Source organism: Vibrio thalassae (assembly GCF_900089835.1).
Taxonomy (GTDB): Bacteria; Pseudomonadota; Gammaproteobacteria; order Enterobacterales; family Vibrionaceae; genus Vibrio; species Vibrio thalassae.
The window spans coordinates 198018-210354 of the sequence record NZ_OANU01000123.1; the positions used below are offsets into that span (position 1 = coordinate 198018).

Below are 12337 nucleotides of genomic sequence, written 5' to 3' on the forward strand. Positions count from 1 at the left end.
CCTCACTGTTATTGATGTTGTTAACCGTTGGTTTCTTGGAGTTGTTATGTTTGAAGCTACTCAGGATGTTTTGATTGCGATCTGGAATCAGGACTTTAATGCGCTACTCGCACCAGAAAGCGCGATTTTGATTTACGTATTGGTGACCTTTTTTATTGGACTTGAAAGTAGCTTTCTTCCCGCAGCACCTTTGCCATGCGACAGTGTAGTCGTGCTGGTCGGGACGCTGTCAGCGGTTGGCGTTTTGAGTCCATTCATTGCCTTCCCTTTACTTATTGTTGCCGCTGTTGGTGGTAGTTGGCTGGCCTACTTGCAAGGCAGATGGCTCAACCGGCTTCCTATTGTTCGTGGCTGGCTTGCAAAAGTACCGGAAAGCAATATGCGTTTGGTTGACAATTTGCTTTGTCGACATGGCTTAGTCGCGCTGTTCTGCGCGCGTTTTGTGCCTGGTGTGCGCTCGTTAGTGCCAATGGTGATGGGGATCCGTATGCATGATGCACCACGCTTCCATTATTTCTCTTGGTTGAGTGCCACATTATGGATTGGTTTGTTGGCGGGCGTAGGATTTCTCCTACCTGCATTGCCTGAACCAATCAGCCGCGTAACAACCATGGTTCTGATGGCTGCACCGTTTGTCACACTGTTTGCAGCAATTTGTACCTTTATGACTTGGCGATTGCGTAAAGCCATTCGTGGTTTTAGACAAACGATCAAAAAATCGTAGTTGATAGACTGCGTTATTTTTCCTATCACTTTATTAATTAATGTAAGTGACGGCTCTGAACGTCACTTTACCGAGCTAAATTTTGAAAAAGTACCTTATCCCGCAAATAGACTTGTCTATTGTGTTAGCCATTATTTCTCTTATGTTATTGAGCACGTTAACTATATGGAGTGCAAGTGGCTATAACGAGGCTGTTATTACCAACCACCTGATTCGATGTCTGCTTTCTTTGTTATGTATAGCGTTTATGTCATCCATTCCCGCTAAGCAATATCGCCGATTTTCACCATATTTGTATTTCTTTACGGTCACTTTGTTGGTAGCTGTCGTACTGGCGGGTGACAGTTCTAATGGCTCTCAGCGTTGGTTGAGTATTGCTGGATTTCGTTTTCAGCCTTCAGAACTGGTAAAACTTGCTATTCCTATGATGGTGGCATGGTTCATCCAGCAAGATGGAGAGAGACCGACAGGGATGAAAATTGTCTATGCCATGATACTGACGGCCATTCCCGCCGGACTTATTTTTGTTCAACCTGACTTAGATGGGGCGATCTTTGGCGTGATCTATATGCTGTTTGTACTCTATTTCGCGGGTATGAGCTGGAAGATCATTGGTGGCTTTGTCGGCTTGGTGGCGACGATGATTCCAGTGCTCTGGTGGTTCGTCATTGAGACCTATCAAAAGAAACGTATCTTACAATTTCTAAACCCTGAAAGTGATCCATTAGGCTCTGGTTATCAAATTATTCAGTCACATATCGCCATTGGCTCAGGTGGTATTACCGGTAAAGGCTGGACCAATGCAACGCAAAGCTCGCTGGGTTTTATCCCTGAAAGCCATACTGACTTTATTTTTTCTGCTTATGCCGAAGAGTGGGGATTTGTAGGAAGTGTGTTGCTGCTGTCACTGTACTTGTTTATTACGCTTCGCACACTGTGGCTCTCTTGCCATTGTCATCATGCTTATAGTCGCTTAGTTACGGGCTCATTGGCGCTAAGTTTCTTCCTATATGCGTTTATTAATACCGGAATGGTCAGCGGGATATTGCCAGTGATGGGTAGCCCACTGCCTTTCTTTAGCTATGGTGGGACGGCGATGATCACTCAAGGAATTTGCTTTGGCATTATCATGTCTTTGTGCCGAGCCTCCTCTCGATTTGAGTCTTAAACGCGCTAAGGTAGCGACGTTGGTTCAAATCGAATATTGACATTGTTTGATGACCAAACTAATTTTAAATCAAATATTTTGATTATCAAACAATATTATGACTGCACCGAATCACACGCTTACCCATACTCACAATTTTTCTAATCACAACCATCATGGTGAAAAGCGGACCTTCTACGTTTTGCTTCTTACCTTAACGACCATGGTGGTGGAGATAGTGGCTGGCACGGTTTATGGCTCGATGGCGTTGCTAGCGGATGGTTGGCACATGGGGACCCATGCAGCCGCATTCTGTATTACCCTGTTTGCCTACCGTTATGCCAAAAAGCATCAGAGCAACGATAGGTTTTCATTTGGCACGGGAAAAGTGAGTGTGCTAGGTGGATATACCAGTGCAATCGCGTTAGGCATTGTGGCGTTATTGATGTTTGTTGAGTCGGTACATCGCCTGCTTAATCCCCAATCTATTCAGTTTAATGAAGCGATTATTGTTGCTTGTGTTGGTTTGGCTGTGAATGTGGCCAGTATGTTCCTGTTGGGAGAACATCATGACCATGACGAGTCACACGCTCACAATCATTCACATCATCATGGGCATGAACATCATCATGACCATAATTTGCGCGCAGCTTATCTACATGTTCTTGCCGATGCACTCACCTCAGTAACGGCGATCGTGGCGTTAGTTTTGGGCAAGTTCTATGGCTGGGATTGGCTTGATGCGGCAATGGGAATGGTAGGCGCTATGGTGATTACCAAGTGGACATTTAGCCTAATCAAGCAAACGAGCCCGATTTTGTTGGATGAAAATATCGATAGTCACTATCGCGAAGCCATCCAAAATGAGTTAGCACCGCTTGCGAACGTTACTGATTTACATGTTTGGAGAGTGAGTGGTCACCATTACGCTGCAGCGATTACTCTTGTATCAAAAGCAGACATTTCGCTTGACGAGTATAAACAAATACTGAGTAAATTTGATAAGATTGACCATCTCACTTTAGAAGTACATTCAGCATAATGCGAAACTTAGAATCGTTAAATCAGTTGCTTACTGAATTTTATGACAAGATGTCGTCATGGGAACAGTCAGTAGTAAAAGAGACAGGTTACTCCTTAGCGCAAGTTCATACCATTGAGGTGCTTGGTATTCACGGTGCTATGAGAATGAAAGAGCTTGCTGATAAACTTGGTATTACTACGGGAACATTAACGGTTCAAGTGGATAAGTTAGTTGCGGTGAATCTCATTGAGCGTTTACCACACCCTACGGATCGTCGCGCTATTGTTGTTGCACTGACTGAAGAAGGATTGCGCATTCATCGGCACCACAATCAGCTGCACTTAGACTTGGTTCGTGATTTGACGCGACATATTAATTTAGAACAAGAAGCGATGTTGATCGCGTGCCTGACCAAAATGAATCAAGAGTTTTAACCCGCGATATCACCAACTTTGTGCCTTAGCTGATTATAGTTAAGGCATCATATCACCATAGATATGCCACAAGTAAACAGTCTATGAAGCCACCTATTCCTCCTCGATGTTATATAACGTGATCTCAATAACCCTCTAATTTTACATGCAATGTTAAGGTTTTCAGAGACACTTTGAGGAAGAGGTTTTCGTTATGCAACACATTGTCATTGTCGTTAATGATGCGCCGTATGGTTCGGAAAAACTGTTTAATGCGCTTCGCCTAGCTATACAGCTCAATGAGCAGGAGAAGGAGCGTGTCAAAGTGAGTTTGTTCTTGTTGTCTGATGCAGTAACCGCGGTATTACCCAAGCAAACGCCAAATGAGGGATACAATATTCAGCACATGCTGGAGATTATCATTGCCCAAAGTAGTGAGGTGAAGTTTTGCTCATCATGCATTCAGGCTCGCGGTTTGTCAGGGCTAGAAGTCATCGAAGGCTGCGAACTGGCGACCATGGATGATTTAGCGAGTTGGGTATTGATGGCGGATAAAACTATCACTTTCTAAACAAAACGCGCTATTCATCTTCCTAACAAGCGACTCATTGAACAAGCCAGAATACTCTTTGGTTGGTGGGCTGTCGGAGCTCATGCTGCCCAAACATTTGGTCTCTAACTGGCGTCATTTTATCTTCTACGCTATTGAACTTGGATAAATCTAAACAGCCTAAATAGACCGTGAGCTAATGTGTATTATTGCTAACCTGTTTCTTATGTTAAGAAGTGAGCAAAGCACGCGGTTTCCCTGCAAGTAACCATACTCTAAGGTGTTTTTTTGTGAACTATATCTCAAAAATCATCCTCCATGGTTGGATATGTTACTAGTTTAATAGGTGGGCTTTAAGTAACTAATTGATAATAAATATTTTATCTTTCATCTACTACAAAAGTGTTAGCAATAATTAAAACTTGATAAAGCCAATAATATATCCTTTACTCTTCTACGCGATACAAAACATTATAAAAAGTAAGGCTAGGTTTTTATGGTTGAATCACTGAGCAAAAGCTGCTTGTTAGAGCTAGTAGTGGCTTTGTTGCGTAAATCGATGGAACCAAATCAAGAAGCTACGATCTGATCAGCTACACCTTTTAATCGTCGTAGCCTCATGCCTAAACCTCGTTACAAAACAACTAACTGGAAGCAGTACAATCAAGCCTTAACCAATCGTGGTTCTCTGACCTTTTGGATTGATGAGGAAGCGATAGCCGAGTGGAAGCAAAACAAACAAGGCAAGCGTGGTAGACCTCGCCGGTTCAGCGACTTAGCCATTACTACTGCACTGATGGTGAAACGCGTGTTCTCTATGCCATTGAGAGCGCTGCAAGGATTTCTAGACTCCGTATTTAAGCTGGCTAACATCCCGCTTGTTTGCCCACACTACACCTGTATAAGCCGCCGAGCTAAGGAAGTTGAAGTTTCATTTAAACCCAAAACCAGAGGAGCAATACAACATCTGGCAATTGATGCCACTGGCCTCAAGGTTTATGGCGAAGGTGAATGGAAGGTCAAAAAGCATGGTACTGATGGGAAGCGCAGAGTCTGGCGTAAGCTACATTTAGCCGTTGATACTAGCAGTCACGAAATAGTCGCAGCAGAGCTGAGTTTATCTAACGTTACCGATGGCGAAGTGCTTCCCAACCTACTTAAGCAGACACGTCGTAAAATCATTGAGGTATCAGGTGATGGTGCTTATGACACAAGACATTGCCATGATGCAATACGTATAAAGCGAGCGGTTCCGCTAATCCCGCCACGCGAAGGGGCTGCCTTCTGGGAGCAAGGACACCCTCGCAATTTAGCAGTTGGTTGTCAGAAGCTTTATGGCTCCAACAATAAGTGGAAAAAGCGGTATGGCTACCACAAGCGGTCGCTATCAGAGACAGCAATGTATCGAGTGAAACAGTTGCTAGGTGGGAAATTAAGCCTGAGAAACTACAACGCTCAAGTTGGCGAGACTTACGCTATGATCAAAGCGCTGAATAAGCTTACAGGGTTAGGTATGCCTGAAACTCAGTATATTGTTTAAGAGTCAAGCACATGGGACAGGCATGTCTTCGCTCTGAATTAAGCAACAAAGCCAACAATTAGTATCAATAACAGATCTAGACGGAAGAATCGTTTATGCCAACGACGAATTTTGCAGAGTTGCAGGCTATACCCGGGAAGAACTAGAAGGTCAGCATCACAACATAGTCCGCCATCCTTTTATGCCTAAAGCCGCTTTTGCAGATTTGTGGAGTAAGTTGAAAAGTGGAAAATCCTGGAGAGGTATGGTGGTCAATCGTTGTAAAAACGGAGATTACTATTGGGTTGATGCTTACGTAACACCTGTTGTGGAACATGACAAAGTCGTTGGTTACCAATCAGTCAGAACACTACCTAAGCAAAAATATAAAGAAAGAGCACAAAAACTATATTTGGATCTCAATAAAGGTAAGTCTATTCGTGACTTCCAGTCACACAGTTCTGCACGAAGAATAGTTGCTATATCTGTTATTATTGCTGCAATGATTGTTTCTTTTTTATCAACAAACCCCATTTTTCAGCCTATCATCATTTTGGCCCTTTCAATCTCCATGTTTTTTATGTTTAAACAAGAGCTATGGGCCATTCCATCTGATGTTGAACGATTAAAGTCTGAGTTAGATAGCCCATCACGTTATATCTTTTCTGGACCGGGGCTTCGTGGTGTTATCGATTACCAAGAAAAACTTTACAGCGCGAAAGTTAGAACAATCCTCGGGCGAAGTGCAGACTCCGGTCGAAGCTTGATAAAGCTTGTGCATGAACTGAAGAATTCAGCTAACGATATTATGGATGGTATCGAAAAAGAAGGTGACAACCTTAGTCAATTTTCTGCAGCGATCACAGAAATGTCAGCGACTATACAAGATGTTGGAGAGAGCACAAACCAAGTCTATGAGGCGGTAAAAGTAGTCATTGATGAGTGTGAGAATAGTTCTATTTATGTGGAATTATCTAAAGACAAAGTAGATAGTCTTTCTATCAATGTTGAACAAGCAGCGGAAAATGCTTTGATGTTGATAGATGATGTCAACAATATTGCAACCCTGATGAATGACATCCAGGGCATAGCTGATCGCACAAACCTATTAGCGCTCAATGCTGCAATTGAGGCGGCCCGAGCCGGAGAGCAAGGCCGTGGTTTTGCAGTTGTGGCTGATGAAGTAAGAGCACTTGCAAGTCGAACTCAAGAAGCTTCTTCAAAGATCCAAGAATCCGTGGTTGAGTTGAAGTCGACCTTGACAATGTGGAATGAAAAGATGCTGTCTAGTAAAGAAGATGCCAATGACTGTTCAGAGCGGAGTGAGAAGGTGAATCAGGCTATGAACAGTATCCTTGCTCAAATAAATAATGTCGGCGATAAGACCGCTCAAATTGCAACTGCTACCGAAGAACAAGGTGTTGTATCTGAAGAGATAAGTAGAGGCATTCACAATATTGAAGGCATATCTCGACAAAACGCTGCTCAAGCTAGGAATGTGTCTGATAATTCTGCCAAGGTTAATTTAGCTGCCGATAAGATTTTAAATCTCAGTGGGACATTTGGTTAATACTGATGGTAGTAAGCCCATGAAGGTCGATCGATGCAGGCTATGATATGAAAATATTTTTAGATCATCTTAGTACATTGTGACTTTTGGGTGGAGATTTTTGGGCGTTGTGTGGACACAAACAAAGAGGGCTTAGCTGATGATTCGGCTAAGCCCTTGTTAAAATGGCGCTCCCGACAGGATTCGAACCTGTGACCTGCCCCTTAGGAGGGGGCCGCGCTATCCAGCTGTGCCACGGGAGCGTATGACTAATAATACTTAATTATTTTAATAAGTTAAGTCACTTTTTCAAATTTATTCTAGTTTGTTCATCACGTCACCAATTTGAATACTATTGGCAAGGCTTGGTTGGTCGACGGTGGCTTCTGCATCATTTTCATAGACGCGTGACACGGTTAGTGTGATATCGCTTTGAGTCACCCTATTCCGAGGTAATCCGTTTTGGTCGATAAAGGAACCTGTGTGCCACAGTTGTAATCTATCACCGGCTTTAACACCATGAACTCGACCTAGGTCAATGGTGACTTTATTGCCATAACTGGCAACGATTTCTGGCAAGGTCATTTTGCAGGAGATTTCCGCTTCCAAATCGAGCATGATGTTACGACTCACCTTTTGCATCATTTCGCCATAGGTTGATGTCCAGAAACGAGCACTTTTGGTGTCGACTTTACTCGTTTTAGCAAAGGGCCATTGGGCAATGTCGCGGTAGTTGTGTTGGAAGATTTCATGACCAGTTTTCCCATCATAAACGGACATATCCATGGCAAACTGACGATTAATCACATCATCTGACAGCAACCCCCCTTGTGTGATAGTGGCGGTTAAGTCGTTAATTTTCCCAGTGACTAGGTATTGCGCGCCTAGGTCTTCGGCAATCATTTTAATGCGCTCAGGCTGGCGCTTGTCAATTTCATAGCGAGTGGTGCCAACAGAGACAAAGCTGTAAGAGCGATGCTCAAGCTGTTTTGATACCAGTGAACTAAAGTCTTCGCCTAATCTGTATATTTGCCCCATGACGGCTTGCTGCGGGTCAACAATATCAAACATTGCCACCCCAAAGGTCTTTTTGTACTGCTCGTTATGGCAAGCCTTTGCCGTTGGGTAAATGTCGATGCGAGCTTTGACGACCATTTGATTGCCGCTTTTATATTGATCCTTTATGACAATCTGACGAACCTCGGAATCGATGAACTGGTATTGGCTCTTATCGTCTTCTAATAGTGGCGCTAAGTTAGCAAGACCACCAAGATCGGCTCCGGAGAAGTCTACGGCTTTATAGACGGCATCTTCTAGCGCGTAGATCCTTGCCGCCTTCTCGGAAGAGACGATGGTTGAAGTACCAGTGACTTCGTACCAAGCGGCAGAGACTGAGTTGCTGCCAAAAGCAACCAATGCTGTTGAAATTAAAGACGAAACGATTTTTTTCATACAACCAATCCAAATGCGGAACAATATTTGCTAGCTAGTTTGTAGCGAATATTGGAGCGGGCTTTCTTATTAAGGACAGAATGAGAATAGCAAGGATTGTTCCAACCTTGAAAAGGTGGGGACCTATCCATCCAATTAATAACTTTTTGGAGAGTGTGTAATGAAAAAATGGCTCCTGATGGCATCAGTGTTAACACTGACCGCTTGTGCCTACTCACCAATCTATAACGGTAAGGACTCCTATTCTGGCAGTAAATTTATGCTGATGGAAAGTCCTCGTCATACGATGGATTATTTCGTCGAGAGTTTGACGGAGGAGTTAGTGCAATCTAACACTAGCGTGTCGTCTCGCACTCCGATAGCGGTAGCGTCATTTGTTGATTTACAGAATTTGGACGCGACAAACTGGTTAGGGAACTCGGTATCAGAAGGCTTTATTCACCAGCTTCAGCGCCGTGGCTTTAAGGTTGTCGACTTCAAGACAACGGGCTCGATTCAAGTGACAAGCCAAGGTGACTTCGTATTAAGTCGAGACTGGAAAGATCTGGCGCAAGAGCAACAGATTCAATTTGTATTGACTGGCACCATGCTTCGCCAAGAGGGCGGGGTACTGGTGAATGCTCGCGTTGTCGGGATGCAGTCTCGTATTGTAGTCGCATCAGCTCAAGGCTTCTTGCCTGCAGATCGTATCGGTCGAGATTTGGATACCTTGAATCAAATGCGAACTGAAGATGGCGTGTTGATTCGTTCAGATCCATCTATGACCACTCCTCATACAGTCATCTTGCGCCCATAGGAAACGATAATGAGATTTTTATTTGCCGCGTTGGTTGCATTAGTCATGATGGGATGTACTCCAATTACGGCTATGAACCAGAACACATTAACGGCTGTCGGTTATGCCAGTATTAGCGAACAAACCGGTCGTAATGAAGAAGAGAAACAAGTGCGTGCTATGCGCGCATCGAAAATAGATGCGTATAGAGAGTTAGCAGAGCAAGTTTATGGCCTGCGAGTGTCTGCTCGTGCTGATCTGCAAGATCAACGTCTGGGCGTCGAGTCGACAACCGGAGCGGTTGATGGTGTGATTCGTGGTGCTGAAGTGGTTCGGAGCTACAAAGTTGGCGACAGCTATGTGACGGAGCTACTTCTTGACATTGATAAGATGGATCGCTTAAGAGACTACGGTGAAATTCGTCGAGTACCTGAGAAGAAGCGTCAGAGTTTGTTCTAGAAATAGCGTCGACGAACACGAGATAGCAAAAAGCGGCAACCGGTGACCTGTTGCCGCTTTTTTTGTATTCGAGATGCTAGGCTTTTAAGTTGGTGCCTAGTGTCGACAGGGTATGAGTTTGCCCACCTGCGTTATAAGTCATACCAATCTTGCCATGACTTTGCTGCATCAAATTATTCAACTTATTAAAGCTCAATTGCGCACGTTGCAAGCTTTCACCATTAATATCATTGGCCTGCTGGCAGTCGAGTATGATGGACTTAATCTCTGCAACCTTCTGAGCAAGCGAAGGTTCGTTTGTGAGCCTTGCCACATCTTGATGTTGAGCAAGTCGTTGATCGGTTTGTTGAAGCTGACCAATAATGGTCATTTTCTCTTTGGCAAACCGTTCAATGGCTGATGACTCACGAGCAGTAATGGCTTTGGTCTCCTCAGAGAGAAGTATCGACAATGCTTTTGCATTTTTCAGTTGGTAGTCAACTAAATCAACCAGTGCTGCCATTAAGATACCTATGAGTACTGTCTAAAAGTTATCTGAATAATTAGCGTAATCCGCCAAGTTCGTCTTCGAACTTCATCATGTTGTCAGCAAGCTTTTCGGCATCGACGGTATAAGAACCATTCGAGATTGCTTCTTTAATTGCCGCTACTTTCGCAGCGTCAAAAGTAGGCTGACTTGCCATTTGTTGATGCATCTGACCAATAGCTTTGCCGCCTTGGCTCAGAGTTACGGCATCTTGTGGCGCTGATGAATAACCAACTTGAGCTGAACTGCTGTCTTTGCTTGCCTCCGTACGGGCAGGAGCACGACTTGTCGTCGTAAGCGTCTGTCCTGAACGAATATTATCAATGCCTGCCATCGTTTAGCCTTCTTGTTGCCTGATTTTCATAGTTTACCTGTATATCGAGCATATCGACCAGCGTAATGATTACTTTAGGATAAATTCAAAAATTAACCGTGATTTCTGCAACGCCAGTAACAATACCTTCAATTATACGTTGAGACTTGTCATTTTTCACTCTTACTTGGTCGCCGTTTGCGCCGTCAGTCAGCGCCGTACCTTTGGTAGAGATACTCATCTCTCCTTTAACTGCGCGAATGACGACCTTTTCGTTGCGGCAAACGACGCAGACATCATTTCGTTCAATCACATCACCCATTTTCATATTTTGCTTAAGTTTTGACCCAACAACTTGATCAAAGTCGGTAAAGCCTTGGCGACGAAAACGATTCTTATCCACCATGCTCATCGCGACATCATCGTTGGAAATAATACTGCCTCGCGATAAGGGGCGAGTAGCGGTGACTAAAGGTAGAGAAATTGACATGCGAACCGGCACATAAAGTCGCCAGTTGTCCTCTGGACATTCGACTAACACAGTGACGTTGCTGCTGGTATTGCGCGTATTTGATGATGATGTGAGCAAAGGAGAAGGGCAATCCGTTGCATGGACTCGAGAATCAATGCGTCCGGGTGTGGCAACAATTTCACCGCCAATAGGTTGCTCAATTGTTTCTAAAACATGAACTTGTGCAGCATTTTGGATGTTTTCTATTTGCTCTGGCGTTGCTGCATGCGTTAATACACTAAAGAATAATGTTTGCCAGACGATACAGAGGTAAAGCCAGTTGCGCCTTAACCTCGTTTTGTAACTGGATGTACACAAAAAAGATGTCTTATTATACAGCATTCTGTTTCTCGGGTTCCTTGTTGCCTGTGTAGACTATCACTTTTTTAGCTTTAAAGTTTGAGATGGAGATGAACTTATGACCGGTATCTTGGATTCGGTGAATCAACGAACGCAACTGGTAGGTCAAAACCGACTAGAACTACTGACGTTTCGTCTGATGGGCCGCCAGCGTTACGGTATAAATGTGTTCAAAGTTAAAGAAGTGCTTCAGTGCCCTAAATTAACGCGCATGCCCAACCTACATCGCCTGGTAAAAGGGGTAGCTCATATTCGTGGTCAAACTATTTCCGTGATTGACCTTAGTCTTGCTGTTGGTGGACGACCAACAACGGACATTGAAAATTGTTTTGTGGTTATCTCAGAGTTTAACCGCAGCGTACAGGGATTTTTGGTCAGTTCTGTTGAACGCATCATTAACATGCACTGGGAGGCAATTTTGCCGCCACCTGAAGGAGCAGGCAAAGCCAACTATTTAACAGCAGTGACTAATATCGACAATGAACTGGTTGAGATTCTTGATGTTGAAAAGATTCTCGCTGAGATTTCGCCAGTGGTTGAAACCATGGACAGTAATATCGCGACAGAAATTGCCGCCGCTGAAGAGAAAGAGCAAAAACAGATCGTTAAGCGTATTATGATTGCCGATGACTCGGCAGTTGCTCGAAAACAGGTGCAGCGAGCCATTGAGTCGATTGGTTTTGAATCCATTTTGGTCAAAGATGGTAAAGAAGCTTACAACAAGCTGATCTCTATGGTGGCAGAGGGCAACATTCATGATCAGATTTCGTTGTTGATTTCCGATATTGAAATGCCAGAAATGGATGGATACACCCTAACGGCAGAAGTGCGCCGCCATCCGGATCTGAAAGATCTTCACATTATTTTGCATACCTCGCTAAGTGGTGTGTTTAACCAAGCAATGGTGGAGCGAGTCGGGGCTAATGAATTCATCGCGAAGTTCAATCCAGATGAATTGGGAGGCGCTGTTAAAGCTGCCATTTTGCCAACTAAGTAAACCAACAAAATTAGAGCT

General features: G+C 43.9%; 14 protein-coding genes and 1 tRNA gene. 10 read left to right on the plus strand and 5 right to left on the minus strand.

Features of this window, described 5'->3' with window-relative positions; translation table 11 throughout:
• Positions 1-46: 46 nt before the first annotated feature.
• The 7 genes from VTH8203_RS21305 to VTH8203_RS21335 all read left to right on the plus strand — a co-directional run bounded on the left by VTH8203_RS21305 (position 47) and on the right by VTH8203_RS21335 (position 6947).
• On the plus strand, positions 47-724 hold the full coding sequence (locus tag VTH8203_RS21305) for a DedA family protein (RefSeq protein WP_096995459.1): 678 nt from the start codon (positions 47-49) through the stop codon (positions 722-724).
• Positions 725-806: 82 nt separating this feature from the next.
• Positions 807-1892: a rod shape-determining protein RodA gene (rodA, locus tag VTH8203_RS21310; RefSeq protein WP_096995460.1), complete on the plus strand. Its 1086-nt coding sequence runs from the start codon at positions 807-809 to the stop codon at positions 1890-1892.
• Between the two features lie 97 nt (positions 1893-1989).
• A complete protein-coding gene (gene dmeF, locus VTH8203_RS21315) occupies positions 1990-2913 on the plus strand; it encodes a CDF family Co(II)/Ni(II) efflux transporter DmeF (RefSeq protein ID WP_096995461.1) in 924 nt (307 codons plus the stop codon).
• Positions 2913-3329 (plus strand): MarR family winged helix-turn-helix transcriptional regulator, encoded by a 417-nt coding sequence (locus tag VTH8203_RS21320; protein WP_096995462.1) that lies wholly within the window; start codon positions 2913-2915, stop codon positions 3327-3329. Before dmeF ends, VTH8203_RS21320 begins: the two co-directional genes overlap by 1 nt.
• A 193-nt stretch (positions 3330-3522) precedes the next feature.
• Positions 3523-3879 carry a DsrE/DsrF/TusD sulfur relay family protein gene (locus VTH8203_RS21325; protein WP_096995463.1) on the plus strand — a complete coding sequence of 119 codons (357 nt, stop codon included), beginning with the start codon at positions 3523-3525 and terminating at the stop codon, positions 3877-3879.
• Between the two features lie 598 nt (positions 3880-4477).
• Positions 4478-5398: an IS5 family transposase gene (locus tag VTH8203_RS21330; protein WP_096995464.1), complete on the plus strand. Its 921-nt coding sequence runs from the start codon at positions 4478-4480 to the stop codon at positions 5396-5398.
• Between the two features lie 37 nt (positions 5399-5435).
• Positions 5436-6947, plus strand: coding sequence for a methyl-accepting chemotaxis protein (locus VTH8203_RS21335; protein WP_158296215.1), 1512 nt, complete (start codon positions 5436-5438; stop codon positions 6945-6947).
• A gap of 165 nt (positions 6948-7112) precedes the next feature.
• Here the strand turns inward: VTH8203_RS21335 and VTH8203_RS21340 are convergent.
• Together VTH8203_RS21340 and VTH8203_RS21345 are read right to left on the minus strand one after the other, a co-directional pair.
• Positions 7113-7189, minus strand: a tRNA-Arg gene (locus tag VTH8203_RS21340).
• 52 nt (positions 7190-7241) lie between these two features.
• Positions 7242-8378: a flagellar assembly protein FlgT gene (locus tag VTH8203_RS21345; protein WP_096995465.1), complete on the minus strand. Its 1137-nt coding sequence runs from the start codon at positions 8376-8378 to the stop codon at positions 7242-7244.
• 160 nt (positions 8379-8538) lie between these two features.
• On the opposite strand from VTH8203_RS21345, the gene VTH8203_RS21350 reads away from it, so the two are divergent.
• On the plus strand, positions 8539-9174 hold the full coding sequence (locus VTH8203_RS21350) for a FlgO family outer membrane protein (RefSeq protein ID WP_096995466.1): 636 nt from the start codon (positions 8539-8541) through the stop codon (positions 9172-9174).
• 9 nt (positions 9175-9183) lie between these two features.
• Positions 9184-9612, plus strand: a complete 429-nt coding sequence (locus VTH8203_RS21355; protein ID WP_096995467.1) for an LPP20 family lipoprotein — start codon at positions 9184-9186, stop codon at positions 9610-9612.
• 76 nt (positions 9613-9688) lie between these two features.
• Here the strand turns inward: VTH8203_RS21355 and VTH8203_RS21360 are convergent, their stop codons facing one another.
• The 3 genes from VTH8203_RS21360 to flgA form a co-directional block, all read right to left on the minus strand.
• Positions 9689-10114, minus strand: coding sequence for a flagella synthesis protein FlgN (locus VTH8203_RS21360; RefSeq protein WP_096995468.1), 426 nt, complete (start codon positions 10112-10114; stop codon positions 9689-9691).
• A gap of 40 nt (positions 10115-10154) precedes the next feature.
• The gene (gene flgM, locus VTH8203_RS21365; protein ID WP_096995469.1) at positions 10155-10472 is read right to left on the minus strand and encodes a flagellar biosynthesis anti-sigma factor FlgM; all 318 of its coding nucleotides are present in this window, start codon (positions 10470-10472) and stop codon (positions 10155-10157) included.
• 85 nt (positions 10473-10557) lie between these two features.
• Positions 10558-11304 carry a flagellar basal body P-ring formation chaperone FlgA gene (gene flgA, locus VTH8203_RS21370; RefSeq protein ID WP_096995470.1) on the minus strand — a complete coding sequence of 249 codons (747 nt, stop codon included), beginning with the start codon at positions 11302-11304 and terminating at the stop codon, positions 10558-10560.
• A gap of 76 nt (positions 11305-11380) precedes the next feature.
• Between flgA and VTH8203_RS21375 the strand changes: the two genes are divergently transcribed.
• Positions 11381-12319, plus strand: coding sequence for a chemotaxis protein CheV (locus tag VTH8203_RS21375; RefSeq protein ID WP_096995471.1), 939 nt, complete (start codon positions 11381-11383; stop codon positions 12317-12319).
• The last annotated feature ends 18 nt before the right edge of the window (positions 12320-12337 follow it).

Excerpts from the sequence above, each read along its gene's own strand:
- VTH8203_RS21345 (WP_096995465.1), bottom strand. The coding sequence starts at position 8,378 with ATGAAAAAAATCGTTTCGTCTTTAATTTCAACAGCATTGGTTGCTTTT.
- VTH8203_RS21350 (WP_096995466.1), top strand. The coding sequence starts at position 8,539 with ATGAAAAAATGGCTCCTGATGGCATCAGTGTTAACACTGACCGCTTGT.
- VTH8203_RS21305 (WP_096995459.1), top strand. The coding sequence starts at position 47 with ATGTTTGAAGCTACTCAGGATGTTTTGATTGCGATCTGGAATCAGGAC.
- VTH8203_RS21360 (WP_096995468.1), bottom strand. The coding sequence starts at position 10,114 with ATGGCAGCACTGGTTGATTTAGTTGACTACCAACTGAAAAATGCAAAA.
- VTH8203_RS21325 (WP_096995463.1), top strand. The coding sequence starts at position 3,523 with ATGCAACACATTGTCATTGTCGTTAATGATGCGCCGTATGGTTCGGAA.
- flgM (WP_096995469.1), bottom strand. The coding sequence starts at position 10,472 with ATGGCAGGCATTGATAATATTCGTTCAGGACAGACGCTTACGACGACA.
- VTH8203_RS21320 (WP_096995462.1), top strand. The coding sequence starts at position 2,913 with ATGCGAAACTTAGAATCGTTAAATCAGTTGCTTACTGAATTTTATGAC.
- dmeF (WP_096995461.1), top strand. The coding sequence starts at position 1,990 with ATGACTGCACCGAATCACACGCTTACCCATACTCACAATTTTTCTAAT.
- flgA (WP_096995470.1), bottom strand. The coding sequence starts at position 11,304 with ATGCTGTATAATAAGACATCTTTTTTGTGTACATCCAGTTACAAAACG.
- VTH8203_RS21355 (WP_096995467.1), top strand. The coding sequence starts at position 9,184 with ATGAGATTTTTATTTGCCGCGTTGGTTGCATTAGTCATGATGGGATGT.
- VTH8203_RS21330 (WP_096995464.1), top strand. The coding sequence starts at position 4,478 with ATGCCTAAACCTCGTTACAAAACAACTAACTGGAAGCAGTACAATCAA.
- VTH8203_RS21375 (WP_096995471.1), top strand. The coding sequence starts at position 11,381 with ATGACCGGTATCTTGGATTCGGTGAATCAACGAACGCAACTGGTAGGT.